16 protein-coding genes are annotated in these 18442 nt (G+C 56.6%); 4 read left to right on the top strand and 12 right to left on the bottom strand.

What is annotated here, in order from left to right:
• Nucleotides 1–187: 187 nt before the first annotated feature.
• Entirely contained in the window at nucleotides 188–3412 is a 3225-nt protein-coding gene (locus GN111_RS06845; protein ID WP_170302175.1) for an MMPL family transporter, read from the top strand.
• Between the two features lie 369 nt (nucleotides 3413–3781).
• A complete protein-coding gene (locus GN111_RS06840; RefSeq protein ID WP_155303042.1) occupies nucleotides 3782–3970 on the top strand; it encodes a hypothetical protein in 189 nt (62 codons plus the stop codon).
• An 83-nt stretch (nucleotides 3971–4053) separates the two neighbouring features.
• Here the strand turns inward: GN111_RS06840 and GN111_RS06835 are convergent, their stop codons facing one another.
• The gene (locus GN111_RS06835; RefSeq protein WP_155303041.1) at nucleotides 4054–4860 is read right to left on the bottom strand and encodes an alpha/beta hydrolase; all 807 of its coding nucleotides are present in this window, start codon (nucleotides 4858–4860) and stop codon (nucleotides 4054–4056) included.
• A 173-nt stretch (nucleotides 4861–5033) separates the two neighbouring features.
• Here GN111_RS06835 and GN111_RS06830 point away from each other — a divergent pair, with 173 nt between their 5' ends.
• Nucleotides 5034–5633, top strand: coding sequence for a metallophosphoesterase family protein (locus GN111_RS06830; RefSeq protein ID WP_155303040.1), 600 nt, complete (start codon nucleotides 5034–5036; stop codon nucleotides 5631–5633).
• Nucleotides 5626–6699, top strand: coding sequence for an Lrp/AsnC ligand binding domain-containing protein (locus GN111_RS06825; RefSeq protein ID WP_155303039.1), 1074 nt, complete (start codon nucleotides 5626–5628; stop codon nucleotides 6697–6699). The genes GN111_RS06830 and GN111_RS06825 overlap by 8 nt, the downstream gene beginning before the upstream one ends.
• 129 nt (nucleotides 6700–6828) lie before the next feature.
• On the opposite strand, the gene GN111_RS06820 is transcribed toward GN111_RS06825, so the two are convergent.
• From GN111_RS06820 to GN111_RS06770, 11 genes are all read right to left on the bottom strand, one after another.
• Nucleotides 6829–8013 (bottom strand): M24 family metallopeptidase, encoded by a 1185-nt coding sequence (locus GN111_RS06820; protein WP_155303038.1) that lies wholly within the window; start codon nucleotides 8011–8013, stop codon nucleotides 6829–6831.
• Nucleotides 8014–8060: 47 nt separating this feature from the next.
• Nucleotides 8061–9050 (bottom strand): cyclodeaminase, encoded by a 990-nt coding sequence (locus tag GN111_RS06815; protein WP_155303037.1) that lies wholly within the window; start codon nucleotides 9048–9050, stop codon nucleotides 8061–8063.
• Nucleotides 9047–10042 carry a threonine/serine dehydratase gene (locus GN111_RS06810; protein WP_155303036.1) on the bottom strand — a complete coding sequence of 332 codons (996 nt, stop codon included), beginning with the start codon at nucleotides 10040–10042 and terminating at the stop codon, nucleotides 9047–9049. The genes GN111_RS06815 and GN111_RS06810 overlap by 4 nt, the downstream gene beginning before the upstream one ends.
• A gap of 59 nt (nucleotides 10043–10101) precedes the next feature.
• On the bottom strand, nucleotides 10102–10539 hold the full coding sequence (locus GN111_RS06805; protein ID WP_155303035.1) for a universal stress protein: 438 nt from the start codon (nucleotides 10537–10539) through the stop codon (nucleotides 10102–10104).
• Between the two features lie 9 nt (nucleotides 10540–10548).
• A complete protein-coding gene (locus tag GN111_RS06800; protein ID WP_231715690.1) occupies nucleotides 10549–12168 on the bottom strand; it encodes a TRAP transporter large permease in 1620 nt (539 codons plus the stop codon).
• Nucleotides 12169–12243: 75 nt separating this feature from the next.
• Nucleotides 12244–12822 carry a TRAP transporter small permease gene (locus tag GN111_RS06795; protein ID WP_155303034.1) on the bottom strand — a complete coding sequence of 193 codons (579 nt, stop codon included), beginning with the start codon at nucleotides 12820–12822 and terminating at the stop codon, nucleotides 12244–12246.
• Between the two features lie 99 nt (nucleotides 12823–12921).
• A complete protein-coding gene (dctP, locus tag GN111_RS06790; protein ID WP_155303033.1) occupies nucleotides 12922–13956 on the bottom strand; it encodes a TRAP transporter substrate-binding protein DctP in 1035 nt (344 codons plus the stop codon).
• A 53-nt stretch (nucleotides 13957–14009) separates the two neighbouring features.
• Nucleotides 14010–15239 carry a M20 metallopeptidase family protein gene (locus tag GN111_RS06785; protein WP_155303032.1) on the bottom strand — a complete coding sequence of 410 codons (1230 nt, stop codon included), beginning with the start codon at nucleotides 15237–15239 and terminating at the stop codon, nucleotides 14010–14012.
• Nucleotides 15240–15302: 63 nt separating this feature from the next.
• A complete protein-coding gene (locus GN111_RS06780) occupies nucleotides 15303–16034 on the bottom strand; it encodes an aspartate/glutamate racemase family protein (protein ID WP_155303031.1) in 732 nt (243 codons plus the stop codon).
• 13 nt (nucleotides 16035–16047) lie between these two features.
• Nucleotides 16048–17223, bottom strand: a complete 1176-nt coding sequence (locus GN111_RS06775) for a M24 family metallopeptidase (RefSeq protein ID WP_155303030.1) — start codon at nucleotides 17221–17223, stop codon at nucleotides 16048–16050.
• A gap of 28 nt (nucleotides 17224–17251) precedes the next feature.
• The gene (locus GN111_RS06770; RefSeq protein ID WP_155303029.1) at nucleotides 17252–18424 is read right to left on the bottom strand and encodes a pyridoxal phosphate-dependent aminotransferase; all 1173 of its coding nucleotides are present in this window, start codon (nucleotides 18422–18424) and stop codon (nucleotides 17252–17254) included.
• Nucleotides 18425–18442 lie beyond the last annotated feature (18 nt).

Raw genomic sequence — 18442 nt, 5'->3', positions numbered from 1 at the left:
ACTTGCCAATGGCACCTCCAACTCCTGTTGTTCCCTGATCCTGTAAAGAGGCGGTGGCCGTTCCCGCCTCTTTACACTTTTGGAATGCCGATGCGCCCACGCCGCCCGGATTCTCCAAAACCATTTTCGTTCCTTCCCGTGCACCATGACCTGCGCCTTGCCGGGTGCAGTCGGCTTCGAGGACGTCATGCTGGAACGGATCATCGGATCGTTTTCGCTGAACAGTTGGCTGAACCGGATTGCCGGTCAACCCCGAACGGTATTGATTGTCATCCTGATTTTCACTGGCGTGATGGCGGCTCGCATTCCCTGGCTGGATTTTTCGGTTTCCGTGCGGGACCTGGTCGTGGACAGCCTGCCGGAACGCCGGCAATATGACGAATTCAAGGCCCTTTTTGGCAGCGACGAAATTATTCATGTTGTCCTTAAAGGGGATAATATCTTCTCCCCGACGTTTTTCAATCGTCTTCGAACCCTTTCCGATGCCTTCGAGCAGATTCCCGGCGTTCAGCGGGTGATCAGCCTGCCCCGGATCAAATCGTCGGTGGACCCTCGGGACGAGTGGTCCCTGCAGCGGTTTGCCGCGTTGACCGCGCCGGTTCGCATATTTCAGCGGTACCTGATCTCGCCGGATCGCAAGGTTTCAGGCATCACTCTCGTGCTGGACGACGGCGCCTACCAGGAAGCGGTGACGTTGGCCGTTCGGGCGGAACTGCGCAGCGAACGGGCGCATCATCTGGCGTATCAGATCGGCATGCCGCCGGTTTGTGTTGCCCTGGCCCGTTATGCGCAGCGGGATTTTATCCGTTTGCCGCTGTGTACCCTTGCGATTATCGCCATCCTTCTGCTGGCGATGTTCAGAAGTTTTCTGGAGATGGCCATGATTCTGGTTTCCGTTGCCGTGGCCGCCGTATGGACCCTGGGTGCCATGGCCTGGTTCGGGGTGTCACTGAACATTCTGACCGTTGCGGTGCCGATCCTGCAAATTGCCGTGGGTACGGCTTATTGCCTATACATCTACTGCATCTTCAGAAAACACATTGCCGTCAGCAGTGAATTTATTCCAGCCCTGGAGGACACCTATTCACGTACGACGTTTCCCACTGTTATCGCCGTCTGCACGACCATCGCAGGCATCGCCTCCCTTGCGGTGACTCCTATCGAGGCCGTCCGGGAATTCAGCGGTTTTGCCTGCCTGGGTGTACTGGCCCTGCTGGTTGTCGTGCTGACCTTTTTCCCATGCCTGCTGGCGCTGGCCTGGCCCATGCTTCGAAAACGGCCGCCGGACACCATGTCACTGCTTTTTTCCCCTGATCGGGTGGACCGGTTGACCCGTCTGATCGTCCGTCGGCGCAAGACCCTTTTCGGCCTGCTGGTCCTGTTGTCCCTTTTTGCCGTCGTCGGGATTATGCGGATCCGGGTGGAAACCAATCCGCTGGCGTACTTTCGGGGCAACACCGCCGTCAGCATGCATTTCCACGATATCTATCGCCACCTGTCGGGCAGTTTCCCGCTGGATCTGGTGCTCGGCGCCGACCGGGAGGATTATTTCCTCAGACGGCCGGCCATCGAGGAGTTGGCCGAATACCAGCAATTTCTCGCAACCGTCCCGGGCGTGGACAAGACGCTCTCTCTGGCCGATTATCTGATGCTGGTCAACTACGTGACCCATCGATTCGATCCGGACTATTATGCGCTGCCCGGCGCAGACTACGAGGTGGGCATGCTGGTGAACCAGTTCAAATCGCTGCTGGGCAGGGATATTCTGCGCCGTTATGTCAGCGAGGATTTCGCCAAGGCCAACATCACCATGCTGACCCGGCTTTCCACCGCCAGAGCCTTTGCCGATGCGGAAAAGCGGATCATGGGTTTCTGCCGGCTGCGGGAAAAATCGGAGACAATCTGCCGCGTGACCGGATTCGGGATGGTCATGTCCCTTGGCAGCCGACACCTGGTCCACGGCCAGGTCTGGAGCCTTGCGATCACCATGGGTGTGGTGTTCGCACTGATTTTCGGAATGTTTCTTTCCGCGAGAATCGGGATCATCGCCCTGGCGGCAAACCTGTTTCCCATCCTGGTCGGTTTCGGGGCCATGGGGTGGCTGGGAATCGATCTATCCATGGGAACCTGCCTGGTCGCCAGCATCGTCGTCGGTCTGGCCGTGGACGATACCATTCACTATCTGGCCTGCTATAAACGGGCTTATACAGAACAGATGGATGCCGTTGCCGCCATGGGCGTGACTTTAGGCCAGGTCGGTCGGCCCATGGTCGCCACCAGTCTGGCCATTTGTTCCGGGTTTTCCATACTTATGCTTTCCAACTTTACGCCTACGGCCGTATTCGGTCTGCTGACGATGCTGGCCATGGTATCGGCCCCGGTCGGCGGGCTGCTCATTTTGCCGGCGCTGCTGTCCAGGGTCTCGCCCATTACCCTCGAGGAAGTGTTTCAGATTCGCATCGGGGGAAACCGGCTGCAGCAGGCCGTGCCGTTGCTGCGGGGAATGACCCGAATGCAGGTCCATCGCGTTCTCAAGACCGGCGAGATCCTTCAGATCGATGCCGGCAGTCACCTGTTCGACCAGGGCGATGTGGCGGACCGGTTGTTCGTGGTCATCTCCGGGATTTTTGACGCCGAAATGGTCGAAGCCCACGGTGGTCTCGAAAGAAGGCAAGGTTGCCGTACACGGGTCAACCGTCTGCAGCTTGGCGACGTCATCGGAGAAATGGGGATCATGACTTCCGGCCACCGCTGTGTTTCGGTGATTTCCGTGGTCGCGGGAGAAGTTCTCGCCCTGAGTCAAGCCCACCTGGATCGTCTAAGACGGGTGTATCCGAGAACCGCAGGCCGCCTGTATGCCAACCTGTCTTCCATTCTCACTGAGAAGCTGATCCAGGCGGACCAATGTCTGTCCCGTTCATGCCGGCTGGACGAAGACACCGGGCTGCTCAATCGGGAGGCATTGCTCGAATGCGTGGACAGGGAAATTCAGCGCTCCCGGCGATTCGGCGATCCGCTGGCGTTTTGTCTGTTGAAAATTCAGAATCACCATGCCGGTCCCCTGGAAAACCCGTTGGACGAGGAACGGTTCCTGCGGCAGGTCGCACGGATTGCGGCGATCAGCTTCCGCAAAATCGATCGTCTGGGGCGTTTTGACAGTTCCACGCTGGTTGCCGTGCTGTCCCGCACGACGGAGGAAAGCTCCCGCGTCATCCACCGGCGTCTGAAAGCCGCATTCAATCATCGATACCGCCTGGATAAGAAGATCGAAGCCTCCATCTGGTGCCGGATCATGGGGCTCGATGGCCAGGTGGCCGGCAGCACGTTTGACGCCGCCGGGGTCATCCAGGGCGCGATCGTCCAGGACTCCGGCCGACTGCTTTATCCTTCCCCCCTGACCGCCGCCGAATAGAACATATGCCAATAATGACTTGACAGGCGGTGGAATCGCATGTAAAATTATACAATAAAATTGAATCAAAAATAACCACCTGCCGATTGAGCATCGTCGTAGCCGTACCCGCCAGCCCCTTGTTGCAAGACTGCCTGCGATACCCGTTTTTACCGGCGACAGTATCGCCGAAGGACGTACGCAATGAAGACCATCATCAAAATGTGCCTACCCGACTCCCGGGAAGCTGTGACGCGTTCCGGGAGATGATTCACCGATTGAGGTAGAGGAACTGCCGACCTTGCCGGATGGTTGGGGCGTAAACGTGCGTCCGCCGGCCGCCGGCGAATGGCCGCAGATGGTGTAATCAAACAATTTTGGAGGTGTATCGTGAAATTTTCCGATATTTTCGTTCCCCGCTGGCAAAATTCCAACCCCGAGGTGCGTATCCGGGCGTTGGAACGCATCAAGGATGTCAAACTCCTCGGGCAGATCGCCGAGAAGGACGAAGATCCAGGGGTATGCCAGGCAGCCAGGCTGCGTCTGGACAGCCTGCTGGTGAGAGAGACCGAAGCGTAATTGTATAAGAGGGAACACAAACGGCATCGGGTCCGGGTGGCCGCTGCAATCACCCGGACCTTATTGTTTTCAACGGGCCATGATCACCGGTTGGAGATCGTGCGGGCGAGGTTGCCGACCGCCTCGAGATAGCGGTCCAGGCCGCGCAGGAAGATGTCGTTGTGGTTGGCGCCGTAAATGGTGACCAACGTTTTATCGACGGCAGGGCTGGCATCGTAGAGCGCCTCGCCGTCGCTGAAAGGAATGATGTGATCGAACTCGGCATGGATGATTACCGTCGGCTTGTCGAAGCGTTCGATCTTGTCCACATTGGCAAAGCCTGCGGACTCGTCACATCCAATACCTTCCGGATCGACCCCTAAACGCCGCAGCAGCGGTCCCGCCCAGGCAAATCCACTTTCGATAATCAGCCCGTCGAACCGATCCGGGTAACTGGCAGCCAGTTCCAGGGCCGAGGCACTGCCCAACGAACGCCCCATGACGATCAGGGGACCGGAAAACCCCTTTTCCCTTTTCCAGTTTTCGGTGAAATCGAAGATCCGATGACAATCGGCCATCATGGAGGATGCCGTGGGTGCGCCGTCCGAAATCCCGTATCCCCGATAATCCACGACCAGAAAATTGATCCCAAGACGATTGAACAGCGGGGCGATGTCGTCGTAGTCGGCAACGATTTCTCCGTTGCCGTGAAAGAAGAGCAGGGTGGCCCCGCCGGCGTCGGCCAGGTGAAAGCGGGCGCCCACGGCAATATCTTCGGCAACGGGAATGCGGATCTCCTGAAAATTGTCGCGGTTTTCCGCACTCGGGGAAGATTTTCGCGGATGAAAAAGAAACATGCTTACATCGGGTCGGTCCAGGGCGAAATAGTCGGCCCGGATTTTGTCGTTCATCTCCTGCCTCCTGACGTGAAAAGGGAATTTTTAGCAATTATCGCGAAGGCCATCAGGCTCGTCAAGTTCGTTTACAACCCTCTATGAAAAGGGTAAAGAGGAAGAAAATGCCCACTGATGCAATAGCCGGATCGCCGCGTTGATCATTGGTGGGCGCTAAACGGTAGCGTTTTATGAAAATATTGGCCATATCCGACATTGTCGTTCCGGAACTGTCCGATCGAATCGATGCCCGGCGTTTTCGCAGTGTGGAACTGATCCTCAGCTGCGGCGACCTGCCGCCGGAATATCTTTCCGCCATCCGTGAAAAACTGGATGTGCCGTTGTTTTACGTGCGCGGCAACCACGATATCCGCTACCGGTCCTCGCCTCCCGTGGGGTGCCTGAACATTCATCAGCGGCGCATTTCTTTCAACGGCCTCCGGTTCATGGGGCTGGAAGGATCGCGATGGTACAACGGTGGTCCGATTCAGTACCGGGAGTACCAGATGCGCCGAATGATCTGGCGCATGATGCCGGGGCTCTGGCTCGGCGGCGGCGTGGATATTGTGGTCACCCATGCCCCGCCCCGTCACATCAACGACGCCGAAGATCGATGCCATCGGGGCTTTAAAAGCTTCCTCAAACTCATCGCCCGGTTCAAGCCGCGCTATTTCGTTCACGGCCACATTCACGCCCACTTTACCGATCCGTCCCAGCGGATGACGCGGGTGGGCGAAACGCAGGTGATCAACGCATTTGCCTGGCATCTTCTGGAGGTCGACCATGGGTAGCCTTACGGATCTCGTCAAAAAAATCTGGCCCGGCAAAAAAAACAGCCAGGCCAAATGCTTCCGGGAGAATCAGGAATGCGAGGAGGCCTTCGATCACGTCGATCGCGGCATCTGCAGCGTACCTCTGGAAAAGATCGTCGGTAGCGTGGGGCGCTACCAGGATTTTGACAGCCAGTTCAAACTCAAGGACCACGTTCCGCCGGACCGGTTGATCAGCATCAAACAGGCCATGCGGGAAGGCAAAACCCTGCCGCCGGTCAAGTTGTATCAGATTAAAGACGAGTACTACGTCCTGGACGGGAACCACCGCATCTCGGCTGCCAAGGATTTCGGCCGCAGCGACATCATGGCCAGGATCGTCGAATTCATCCCGTCGAGCAACACCCTGGAGAACATCATCTACCGGGAGAAAAAAGAGTTCATGGAGCAGACCGGACTGGCCCATTCCCTGGATATCTCGGAAGTCGGCCAGTTTGTTATCCTGCTCGAACAGGTGGAATCCCACCGGGCCTTCCTGGCCGGCGGCGAAAAGCCGGGAGCCACGCTTCAGGAAGCCGCCGAGGACTGGCACCGGACCATTTATCGGCCCATGATCGGCATCATCGAAAAGGGCGGTCTGCTGGACTCTTTTCCCGGACGGACCCTGGACGACCTTTACGCCTACGTTTCCTTTCACCACTGGCAAAAGGGACGCCCTCGCCACTACGGCATCGGCATCGACGAACGGATACCCAAGGATATGGAGGCATTCAGAGAGAAAATGGCCAATATGGACAAAAATGAGTACCCGGAAATGCTGCGCAGCATCACGGCCTTTATCATGATCAACGTGGAAGCCCGACGGGAATTGAAAGTGGTGGACAAGTTGTTTGCGCTGCCGGAAGTCAGGGAGGTTCACTCCATCCACGGCAGCATCGACATCTTGATCAAAGTGGTCCTGACGCGCGACCTGCTTTCCTCCGACGCCGAGGTCATCGGCCAGTTCACCCATTCCAAGGTTCGCCTGATCGACGGGATTATATCGACGCAGACGTTGATCCCGGCAACGTCGAAGATTAAAGAATGACGGACACGTAAAAAATAAAGATTATAATATTTTCGTCATTCCGGCGCAGGCCGGAATCCAGTTGTTTCAATATTTTCTGGATGCCGGATCAAGTCCGGCATGACGAGTTTGGTACTTTCTACAAATCCGTCAACCCTTGACGAACAATTGCTGCGGAAACTCGATAAACTTCTCGCATCCGCTTGCGGTGATCAGCACCGGCTCGCTGCATTCGAACCCGTAGGTGTCCAGCCAGATGCCGGGCATGAAGTGAATGGTCATGCCCGGCTCCAGAATCGTCTTGTCGCCGGGGCGCAGGCTCACGGTGTGCTCCCCCCAGTCCGGCACATAGTTCAAGCCGAAGGAGTAACCGACCCGGGAGGGTTTGACCACACCGGTGTGGGCAATGGCCGCCCGCCAGCGTGCTTCCACCTCCTCGGCGGTCATGCCGGGGCCCATATCTTCCAGGGTTTCCTTCAGGCCGGTGACGACCCCGTCGGCGGTTTTTGCCAGATCTTCGGGCGGGTCGCCGAGATACACCGTGCGCGACAAGGGGGCATGGTACCGGTGCCGGGCGCCGGCCAGCTCCAGCAGCACCACGTCGCCGGCAGCATATGACCGGTCCGCATCGAAGGTCAGATGGGCGGTGGCGGTGCGTTCGGCCGACGGCATGATGGGAAAAATGGCGGGGGACGAGCCGCCGTATTCGTCGGTGCCGGCAATCTGGGCCGCCGCTACCCGAGCCGCCGCATCCTTTTCCCGAACGCCGGGGGCAATGGTGTCGACGGCCGTCTGCATCACCTGTTCGCAGATTCTGGCCGCCTCGCGCATATAGCCGATTTCCGCTTCGGATTTGACCGTCTTGACCCAGTTGACCAGGTTGGTGGCGTCCAATAAAACGGATTGGGGCATCTCTTCCTGAAGGATGAGATACATGCGCGCACTGAACCAGTAGGCGTCCATCTCCAGGCCGAGGCGTTTTTCCGCAAGGCCCTGATCGCGCATCAGTCGGGCCACGTAGCGCATGGTGTGGGTGACCCGCGACTGCACGTATTTGTCCGGGTAGCCGAAGATGCGGTCATCGGGCAGCCAGGTGGTCAAGCGGGCGCCGTTGGCGTCCTGCTGCCTGCCGAACCACAGGGGCGCATCGCTGTCCACAGAGAGGATCACCCCCTGATGAACATAAAAGGACCAGCCGTCGTAGCCGGTCAGGTAGTTCATGTTGGCCGGATCGACCACCAGCAGCGTTTCCATGCCCTGCCGATCCATGGCTTCCTTGACCCGCCTGATCCGGCGAGCATACTCATCTTGAGAAAAAATAAGCTTGCTTGGCATTGTCGCACCCTTTTCGATCCATGCGCTGCCGGCGTGGCGTCATGTTATCAGGAAATGACGCGGCCGATACCCCGCTTTTCTGCCAGGGCCAGCGTTTTGATGGCAATCATGGTATCCTGGACGCCCACACCGGTCAGGTCGCAAACGGTAATCTGGTCGTCCGCTGTGCGGCCCGGGGCCTTTTTGTTGACGATGGCCCCCAATTCGACCACGGGTGCATCCGCCGGCATCAGGCCCTGCTCGACGGCGCTGCGCAGTTCTCCAAGGCGCACGCTCTGGGCCTTGAGGTCGCAGACCACCAGATCCGCCCTTGTGAGCACTTCGGCCTCCAGTTCCTGCTTTTCTTCCGTATCGCTTCCCATGGATGTGATGTGCAGCCCCGGATGCAGCCAGTCCGCCTTGAGAAAACCGCTGCGGGCCGGCGTGGTGGTAACCACGACGCTGCTTTCCCTGACCACCGCCTCCAAGCTGGGGGCCTTGACGACCGTGACGTCCGGAAGACGTCGCTGCATGTCGCTAACGTAGCGGTCTTTCAGATCGTCGGCGTCCAGGCTGAACATATGGACGGTGAAAAATGATCGTATCAGGTGCAGGGCTTCTATCTGGAAGCGCGCCTGAACGCCCGAGCCGATCACCCCCACGGCATCGGCCGTCTGCGGGGCCAGGTATTTGGCTGCGACTGCTCCGGCGGCTGCGGTGCGCACCTGGGTCAGGTAGCCGTTGTCCAACAGAACCCCCTGCAAAAATCCGGTTTCAGCGCTGAGCACCAGCATCTGGCCGCTCTGGGAGGGCAGGTCAAGCCGGCTGTTTTCGAAAAATCCGGATGCCACCTTGATGGCCAACTGGTCGATGCCCTTGATATAGGCGCTCTTGATGTCCACTTCGCCCTTTTTCTCCGGTACCGGAATCATCATGATCGGGGGCACCAAGGCGTTTCCCTTGGCCAGTTCGCTAAAGCCGGTTTCGATGGCGTCGACCACCGACAGGTCCAGTGAAACCAACTGCCGGATCTCTTTTTCGTCAAGGATTCGAATCATGGATGGCAATTCCTTTCATGCTGTTGCCGGATGACCGACAGGTAGGTGGACGACTCCACGCTGGCGCCGGTAATCACTGTCGCCACGCGTTTGCCGGTCACATCGATCCGGCCGCTCAGCAAGGCCCCCACACCGACGGCCGCGGCCCCTTCGGCAATGGTTCGATGGGCTTCGAACAGGAAATACATGCCTGCCTTGATATCTTCTTCGGAAACCAGCACGTGTTCGTCGGTATATTTTTCCACCAAAGGCATTGTGTATCGATTGTCGAAGCCGATGCCGCCCAAAAGCGAATCGGCAAGAGAGTTTTTTTCTTCCACCTGAACGGGTGCGCCCGCTTTCAGACTTTCCAGCATAGCCGGAGACCGCTGTAGGGAGAGTCCCACGATGTGAATATCCGGATTGATCGATTTGGCGGCCATGGCAATTCCGGCCAGCAGTCCGCCGCCGGACAATTGAACCAGCAATACATCGGTATCTGGAAGCGCTGCAATCATTTCGAGGGCAATGGTTCCCTGACCGGCGATAATCATGGGGTCGTCAAACGGAACCACCGGGACAAGCCCGCGGGACGCTGTCAGTTGACGATAATTTTTCTCGGCTTCATCCTGGGAATTCCCTTTGATGGAGACTTCCGCGCCCAGTTTTCCGATCGTGTCGGCCCTGTATGCAGCGACGTGTTCAGACAAACAGACAACCGCCTTGATGCCGGTGCGTCCGGCCACATAGGCCACCGCCTTGCCGTGATTGCCGGTGGAAAAGGTGATGACGCCCTTATGTTTTTCTTCTTCGGAAAGACTTAAAATTTTGTTTGCGGCGCCCCGCACTTTAAAAGCGCCGGTATTCTGCAGGCATTCCATTTTCAAATGGACCGTTCGGGCACCTGTTCTGTCCGCCAATTCGGCGGATTCCAGAAGTGGCGTCTCAACGACGAGGGGCTTGATGCGTGCCCGGGCACGATAGACATCGTGCAGTGTCGGTTTTTTTTTCATGTGTAAAACCGGTTCTTGCGGCGGGCGATTTTTAAAAGTGGACCGGCGATCGGTATTCGTCAAATAACCATGACCGGACATTTGGCGAGGCCCGCCACCTTATGGGACACTCCGCCCAAAAGGTATCCGGTCAGATCCCCGTTCCCTTTGGAACTGATGATGATCAAATCGATTTCGTTTTTTTTGGCAAACTCCAGGATTTTTTTACTGGCCGTGCCCATTTTGACAAAGCCTTTGATTTTCGTGACGCCTTGTTCCCTTAATATGGTTTTGCCGCGATCAACGACTTCTCTGGCATAAGCGCTCAGTACATCGTCCAGGTTTTCCGGCTCCTTGGGCCTGACCATGGAGATCGATGCTTCGATATAGCTGTGGTGTCTGAAGACCGACAATACGTTGATCTGGGAATCAAACTGTTTGGCCAGGTTGGCTGCATACGGTAAGGTTCGGTAGGCATTTTCCGAACCATCCAGCGGCACTAAAATATTGTGGAACATCTCTCTCCTTTATCTGAAGGCTACATCTCTTAAGAAAAGAGCAATATCGGGAAAGAAGATCATCGCAACGGCTACACTTAAGAGAATTAAAATAAATGGGGGTGTGCCTCTGACAACTTCAAAGTAAGGGCGTTTGAATACCGCAATCGCGGTAAAGATATCGCAGCCGAACGGCGGTGTTGCAGAACCGATGGCAACCTGAAGGGTGATAATCGTACCCACTAAAACCGGGTCGAGCCCTACATTGTGAACACTGGGCGCAAAAATGGGTACCAGGATCAAAATCACCACGATTGGATCAACAAACATGCATCCGACAAAAAAGGCGATGGAAATAACAAAAAGAACGCCGTATTTGCCCATTTCGGCAATGCCAATCGTCCCCAAAAGCTGTTGGGGCACCTGGGCATAGGACAATACCCATGCAAATGCAGCCCCTGCACCGACCAGGATAAAAACAACGGCGGTCACCAGCCCGGTGGACAGAGAGGTGGCCCAGAAATCCCCAAGCGTCATCGTTCTGAAAATAAAGCCTTCCAGCAGGATGGCATAGGCCACGCTTACGGCGGCTGCTTCCGTGGGGCTGAAGATACCGCCAAAGATGCCTCCGATAATTATCGCCGGGAATCCCAACGGCCATAGTGCGCGATACAGCGCCTTTCCCCGCTCGCTCCATGAGGCTTTCGGTTCGATGGGAATCTTGTTTATATATGCATAGACTACGCTGTAGATGGAAAACAGCAGCAGGATCAACAACCCCGGACCGATTCCGGCAATAAAAAGCTCAGGAATGGAGGTTTTCGCAACAATTCCATAAATAATCATCCCGATACTGGGCGGAATCAAAAAGGCGATATCGCTGGAGTTGACGATGAGTGCCAAAATGAAAGAGTCTTTGTATCCCCCTTCCTGAAGCCTGGGACGCAGGGGGGAGCCGATGGCGACAACAGTGGCTTGGGTTGAACCGGAAACGGCACCGAATACCGCACACGCGCCGGCAGTACTCACAGCCAGCCCGCCTTTGATGTGCCGCACAAATGCCATCACCAGATCGATCAGTTTTTCAGCCGATTTGCCTCGGGTCATAATATCGGCCGAGAGGATAAACATGGGCACGGCAATGAGTGCGGCCGGACGAATCCCCGCCATCATCTGCTGAATCATAAACTGCATCTGTGACAGATCGCCATCGTACAGCAGAACCACTCCCAGCGTGGCTCCGGCGATCAATGGGATCTTCATGGGGAACCCCAACAGCAACAGCGTGACCATCAGCAAAAAGATGGTGGCTGCAAAATGTTTGTTCATGAACTCAAAAAGATTAAAGCTGGTATCCAGGACAGCCATGGAATCGGTCTGGGCTAATATTTTTCCCGCTTCATCCGTAATCGCTGCCGTGATGGCGATCTCGCCGTCGCTGAGCGCACCGATGTCGATATCTTCAACGCTCCAGTTGCCGATTTTGTTGGTTTCCGCTTTCAGTTCCAGCGTCTTCGCGTCAGGATCGCTTAAGGTGATGCTTACCTCTTGTCGTCTGTCCACACCCTCGGCATAGCCATACACGAAAAGTTTCGTTTTTTGCTCGATGGTAGTCTCTTCAATGACGATGGTGACAGGATCGGATGCCAAAAGAGGAGCGGCCAAAAGGCAACTGAAAACACATAACAGTAGGATTTTCCCAATTTTAAGTCTCATCATCATACCTTAAATCTCAATGTCGCTGGCTGTGTCGGAATATCCATCTTTGATATGAGTAGAAAGATAGACATCGCTTTCGGTCAGGTTTTTAACCACCGTAAACGCGTACTGCAATCCTGTCAGAAAAAAACCAACTGGCGCCCACAAGTAGATATAAAATACCGGCAGTCCCAATGCCGGCAAAATGCGTCCACTCTCATATACTTCAACAATATAGTAGTACGAATAAAAAGAGAGAAGGAACATAAACGCCGACGTGACCGAAGCCATCACAATCATTAACACCTTGCGTGCCTTTGCAGACAATGAATCGTAAATGGCAGACATTCGGATATGGCGTCCATTGCGCGCTGCGTAGCTCAGCCCGGCGTAGGTTACCACAACGATGAAAATCATATTCAGTTCATCGGTGAAGGTAATCGCACTGTTGAAAACATACCGGCTGATTACCGCAGCAATGGTGTTGATCGTCATCGCGATCACCCCGAGTGCCAGCATAATCCCTTCAAACTTGCTGATGAGCACATCGGTAAAATCGAGTGCCTTTAGGATCGGATTGGTCGCCTTTGCTTCTACTTCATCCATCTTTTCTCCCGAATAGCAGAACAGATTGCGCCTGAAAAGGGGGCAATTCATTTAAGATGCTCTGCCGCTCAAACGGGCGGCAGAGCATCGATGGGAATATTATTTGGCGTTTGCCTCGGCTTCTTTCAGATCTTTCATCATCTGATCCAAGACTTTTTTGTTTGAAGCGCTTTTTGATGCGAATGAAGCTTGAACCGCTTCTGCCGCTTTTTTAAACGGCGCGCGTTCTTCTTCGGTAAGGGTCACGATTTTATAGCTCGGGTTGGTTCTGACAATACGGCCGAGGCCATAAGCATCAAGCTTCTGGGCCTCTTCCAGGATCGTCTGATGAGCATGCTCCGCCGCTGCGCGAACAAGCTTTTTATCTCTCGTGCTCAGGCCATCAAAGAACTTTTTGTTTGCCGACGCGGATGCATTGAAGTGTCCGTGTCCGGTATATGTCAAAACGTTAGTCAAGTTGTCCAGATCATACGCTTCGATCCATACCGTCGGGTTCTCCTGGCCGTCTACCATTTTGGTCTTAAGGGCGCCAATCAGATCGCCCCAGCTCATGGGAACCGGTGAAGCACCGAACGCTTCGTAGGTCTCGACCAGGATGGGGGATCCCGGCATCACGCGCATTTTTTTGCCCTTTAAATCTTCCGGTGAGTGAAAAGGCTCAAGAGTTGTGACCGCCATCTCACCTTCAGGGAAGATAGACAGCAGCTCAAGCCCGTGTTCCCTGAAAATTTCAGGAAGCATTTCGTTGATTACTTTTGAATTTTTGAAAAAATAATCAAGCTGCTTCGTGTCGGTCGGCATAACGTAGGGCAGGGTAAACAGATCCATCTCGGGAATCGTACCGCCCATATAACCGGTGGATTGTCCTAAAAACTGCAGGATCCCGGCTCGGGTCTGCTCCAGCATATCGGTCTCTTCGCCGAGGCTTCCGACCGGATAGATTTTGATGGTATGCCTGGAATTTTCTTCGATATAGTCTTTAAATGCCGTGGCATAGATGCCCTGGGGGTCGCTTTCTCCTTCTCCCATGGCATACTTCCACTCCGCTGCATGCAGGCTGATGCTTGTTGCTGCGATCAAGAAAACTCCTGTAAGCAGAGACCTAACCATTTTTAAATTCATCATTCTCTTCATGGTCCAACTCCTTTCATCTGCAGCTCGCCGGGCGAGCCTGGGGGCGGTTGAGTTTATCTGTCGGATGAATGTTGGGCTGTGCGTTCACCTCCTTTTCCATTGTCGGTTGCGTTGAAATAATTCAAGGCGCCGTGCACATGCATGGCGACCCCGTTGGGTAGGACGTCTTCATCGATGTCAAAGCGCGGGTTGTGGTGGGAAACGGTCGTGCCCTTTTGGGCATTGCCGGTTCCAAGAAACATGAACACGCCGGGGACGCGTTCGCTGAACTCGGAAAAATCCTCGCTGGCCATGGTGACGTTGTCGATCACGGCCGCCTGGTGGCCAAAAACGTCGGCGGCGGTCTTCCGGGCGATAGTCGCCATTCGGAGATCGTTGATCAAAGGGACGTTCTCGTGGACGATCTCGATGTTGCAGGTGCAGCGGTGGGTGCGGCAAACCTGCTCGGCGATGCGGACGAACCGCTCGGTGGGCTGCTCCTCGCTGTCCGGCCCCCCTTTGTAGAGAAACCGGATGGAACCTTCCAACTCCACCTGATCGGGGATGATGTTGCTCTTGGTCCCGCCGCAGATGCGGCCGAACATGATGATGGTGGACTTGAGGTTGCTGATCTCGCGGGTCTGGATCATCTGGACGGTCTGGATCAGGTTGGCGGCTGCAGCAATGGGATCCACGGCATCTTCGGGAACGCCGGTGTGGCCCCCTTTGCCGAAGATGGTCATCTTGAACACGTCCAGGCCCCCCATCACCGGGCCGGCGGTGATGCCGATCCGTCCTGAGGGGACCGGCGTCCAGACGTGCAGGCCCATGACCGCATCGACCATAGGACTGTCAAGAACGCCCTCTTCGATCATGCATAGGGCGCCGGCGATCTCCTCGTTGGGCTGGAAGACGAATTTGATCGTTCCGGCAAAGGCGTCTGTGTGCTGCGATAAAATCTTGGCCGCTACCAGCAGCATGGCCATGTGGGCATCGTGGCCGCAGGCGTGCATCACCCCCGGATTCCTGGACCGGTACTCGACCTCGTTCTCCTCGGTCACCGGCAAAGCGTCCATATCGGCCCGGAGCATCAGCACCGGACCGGGACCCGATCCTTCCAGCAGGGCCACCACCCCGGTCTTGGCAAACCGTTGGGTGCGCATCCCCAGGTCCTGAAGGTAGGCTTCGATGGTCCGTGCGGTGCGATGTTCTTCGAATCCCAGCTCGGGATGCCGGTGGAAATCCCTGCGCAGCGCGATCAGTTCGTCCCGGCAGGCTTCGATCTGTTCGGATATTTGCTGCATTTTCATTCGCTGCTGGCCTCTATTTCATTCAGGGTTGGAAGGCTCGATCTATGCAGTGTCCATTCAGATAAAGCCCTCGTAGGGCCGTCTAACTATGGCCGAAAATACGAAGTTGATCATCGTAATATAGTCGAAGACCGGCAGGTGAACCGCCGCCTGCACGGCCGCTGCATAGGGCGGCAGCAGGCTGCACTCCAGCAGCAGGGCGCCGATGGCATCGTCTCCGGACGCCAGTTTCAGGCCGGCATCGACCATCTCGGTTTCCACCTCAGCCGGGTCCAGGGTGCCCGATTCTTCGATGGCAAAGCGGTAAAACGCTTTCCGGGTCTGTAGTCCTTCGACCACGATCCGGCTGATATCGTTTATGCCCATGGCGGCCATCAGCGCCGCGTCCAGGCTGCGGCTGTCGGCCGTAATGACGCCGACTTTCTTCTCACCTCCCAGGATGGAGAGGATGAACGGAATCTGCAGCAGACTGGAGAGAAACACCGGAACCGAAAGATCCCTGGCCAGATGCCGCTGGTGAAAGGCCATGAAGCCGCAGTCGCCGGTCACCGCCCGAACGCCCTGGTCGACCAGGTCCCGGGCCGCGGCAAGCAAAGCGTCGTAAATCCCGGGATCCTTGCCGATGGCCCGCGCTACGGAAAAGCCCTCGACTTTTTGAAAGCGCACCGGGAAATCGTAGGTCGTGGCATTGGCCACGTCCCCCGGTATGAAGGGCACCGAGGTGTCCAGCAGCAAAATGCCGATGACTTCACCGCTGCTCGCCTGTCCTGGTCTGGCCCGGTAGATCATGGTCCCATCCCTTTTACTCTTTGATGAAGAGTTTCCGGGGTACGGAGGAAAAAGTTTCGTATCCGGTTTCGCTGACGCGAAAGGATTCGCTGCATTCGAAACCGTAGTTGTCCATCCACATGCCCAATATCATGTGAAAGGTCATGTTGGGTTTCAGAACGGTTTGATCGCCAGGGCGCAGGCTGGCGGTGTGCTCTCCCCAATCCGGCGGATAATTGAGCCCCATGGCGTAGCCGATGCGCGACTCTTTTTCCAGGCCGAATTTGGCGATGTGTTTGCGCCAGACCAGTTCCACCTCTTCGGCAAGCATGTCTGGCCGGATGGCCTCCAGGGTGAGGTTGAGTCCTTCCACGGTGCGCTCGGCCAGTTCCACCAGCTTGGCCGGCGGATTTTTTCCCAGGTAGGCCGTGCGGGCGATGGGGCAGTGGTAGCGGTGCCGACAGGCGGCCAGTTCCAGGTTGACCATCTGCTCATTCTCATAGGCAGCGTCCGTCCAGGTCAGATGGGGGGCCGATGTCTTTTCGCCTGTAGGCATCATGGGCACGATGGCCGGGTAGTCGCCGCCGAATTCGGCGGTTCCCGACATCTGGGCCTGATAGACGGCGGCCACGGCGTCGCACTCGCGCACGCCCGGTTCCAATCGATCAATGGCCGTGGTCATGACCCGGTTGGCGATCTGGCCGGCTTCGCGCATCAGGGCGATCTCGGCGTCCGACTTGACCAGTCGGACCCAGTTGACCAGAAGATCGGCGTTGGCGAAACGGGCGTCGGGCAGGTGTTTCTGCAGTTCCGCATAGCCCCTGGCCGAAAAGTAATAGGCGTCCATCTCCACACCCACGGTCTTTTGACCCCAGCCACGCTCGGCAATGACGTCTCCCACGAAATTCATGGGGTGCCGCTCCAGGGTCTGGATGTAGTTCTCGGGATACCCGATGATGTCGGATTCGGGAAGGAACGTCGTGTGCCGGGCGCCGGCCACGTCCATGCTGCGTCCGATCCAGATCGGGGTGTCGGCATCCAGGCTGACCACCACGCACTGGGGCACGTAGAAGGACCAGCCGTCGTAGCCGGCCAGGTAGTTCATGTTGGCCGGATCCGAGGATACCAGCACGTCGATTCCGGCCTCGCCCATGCGCGCTTTGGTCCGGTTCAGGCGATCGATATATTCTTCGTTGGCAAACAGGGCCATGGTTTTCTCCTTTATCCTTTCGGGACCGTCATTTCTTCAAGGCCGCTACTCCACGTCCGATGCGGTCGATGCCCTCCTGAAGCTGCTCCATACTAGCGGCAAAAGAGAGCCGGACATAGCCTTCGCCGGCCTTGCCGAAGATACTGCCGGGAACGACGGCCACCTGGTGTTCCTTGACCAGGTACTTGGCAAAATCCCAGGAGGAGAGGCCGCAAGAGGAGATGTTGGGAAAGGCGTAAAAAGTCGATTCCGGTTTGATGCACCCGATGCCGTCGATGGCGTTGAGGCCATCGTAGACCAGTTCACGCCGCTTGGCATAGGTGGCGACCATTTCTCGCACACAGTCCTGGGGCGCGGTGATGGCGGCCAGGGCTGCGCGCTGTGCCACGGCGGTTACACCGGAGACCATGTGTTCCATCAGTTTTTCCATCTCGTCGATGACCGCCTTCGGGGCCACCGTGTACCCCACCCGCCAACCGGTCATGGCGTAAGACTTGGAAAGCGTGAAAGCCGAGATGGTGCGTTCGGCCATCCCTTCCAGGGAACCGATGCTCGTGTGCCGGCGGCCGTCGAACAGGATGTGCTCGTACGGTTCGTCCGAGAGCACCCAGATGTCGTTTTCGATGGCCATATCGGCGATTTCCCGCAGGATTTCCTCGTCGAAAATCGCCCCGGTAGGGTTGCAGGGGGTGTTGAGGATCATCAACTTGGTCTTGCTCGTGATGGCGGCCCGGATATCGGCCGGATCGACCTTGAACCCGTTGGATTCATGGGTTGCCACGGGCACCGGTACTCCGCCGAAAAGGCGGATCTGGGAGTAATAGTCGTATCCCGGATCGGTGACGATTACCTCGTCCCCGGCATTGAGCAGGTGCAGGCAGGTGTTGAAGATCACCTGCATGGCGCCCACGGCCACGTAGACCTCCGTGCCCGGATCGGCATCGAGGCCGTTTTCTTCCTTCACCTTGCGGGCGATGGCCCGGCGCAGGTCGGCAAACCCCTTGGCCGGGGGATAGCGGGTGTATCCTTCGTCCAAGGCCTTTTTGGCGGCGTCACGAATGAACTCGGGCGTGTCGAAGTCGGGCTGGCCGATGCCCAGGTTGACGACATCGGGGACCTCTTCGGCAAGGGCAAACATGATGCGGATGCCCGACCACTCCACTTCATGGGTGCGATCGGACAGATAGTTGGTCGTTGTCATTCAGCTATTCCTCTTCGA

It is taken from the genome of Desulfosarcina widdelii (genome assembly GCF_009688965.1).
Taxonomy (GTDB): domain Bacteria; phylum Desulfobacterota; class Desulfobacteria; order Desulfobacterales; family Desulfosarcinaceae; genus Desulfosarcina; species Desulfosarcina widdelii.
The sequence above is the reverse complement of the archived record's forward strand: the minus strand, read 5'-3'. Positions and strand labels throughout refer to the sequence as shown.

Excerpts from the sequence above, each read along its gene's own strand:
- GN111_RS06770 (WP_155303029.1), bottom strand. The coding sequence starts at position 18,424 with ATGACAACGACCAACTATCTGTCCGATCGCACCCATGAAGTGGAGTGG.
- GN111_RS06845 (WP_170302175.1), top strand. The coding sequence starts at position 188 with ATGCTGGAACGGATCATCGGATCGTTTTCGCTGAACAGTTGGCTGAAC.
- GN111_RS06775 (WP_155303030.1), bottom strand. The coding sequence starts at position 17,223 with ATGGCCCTGTTTGCCAACGAAGAATATATCGATCGCCTGAACCGGACC.
- GN111_RS06820 (WP_155303038.1), bottom strand. The coding sequence starts at position 8,013 with ATGCCAAGCAAGCTTATTTTTTCTCAAGATGAGTATGCTCGCCGGATC.
- dctP (WP_155303033.1), bottom strand. The coding sequence starts at position 13,956 with ATGAAGAGAATGATGAATTTAAAAATGGTTAGGTCTCTGCTTACAGGA.
- GN111_RS06785 (WP_155303032.1), bottom strand. The coding sequence starts at position 15,239 with ATGCAGCAAATATCCGAACAGATCGAAGCCTGCCGGGACGAACTGATC.
- GN111_RS06815 (WP_155303037.1), bottom strand. The coding sequence starts at position 9,050 with ATGATTCGAATCCTTGACGAAAAAGAGATCCGGCAGTTGGTTTCACTG.
- GN111_RS06830 (WP_155303040.1), top strand. The coding sequence starts at position 5,034 with ATGAAAATATTGGCCATATCCGACATTGTCGTTCCGGAACTGTCCGAT.
- GN111_RS06805 (WP_155303035.1), bottom strand. The coding sequence starts at position 10,539 with ATGTTCCACAATATTTTAGTGCCGCTGGATGGTTCGGAAAATGCCTAC.
- GN111_RS06835 (WP_155303041.1), bottom strand. The coding sequence starts at position 4,860 with ATGAACGACAAAATCCGGGCCGACTATTTCGCCCTGGACCGACCCGAT.
- GN111_RS06795 (WP_155303034.1), bottom strand. The coding sequence starts at position 12,822 with ATGGATGAAGTAGAAGCAAAGGCGACCAATCCGATCCTAAAGGCACTC.
- GN111_RS06810 (WP_155303036.1), bottom strand. The coding sequence starts at position 10,042 with ATGAAAAAAAAACCGACACTGCACGATGTCTATCGTGCCCGGGCACGC.
- GN111_RS06780 (WP_155303031.1), bottom strand. The coding sequence starts at position 16,034 with ATGATCTACCGGGCCAGACCAGGACAGGCGAGCAGCGGTGAAGTCATC.
- GN111_RS06825 (WP_155303039.1), top strand. The coding sequence starts at position 5,626 with ATGGGTAGCCTTACGGATCTCGTCAAAAAAATCTGGCCCGGCAAAAAA.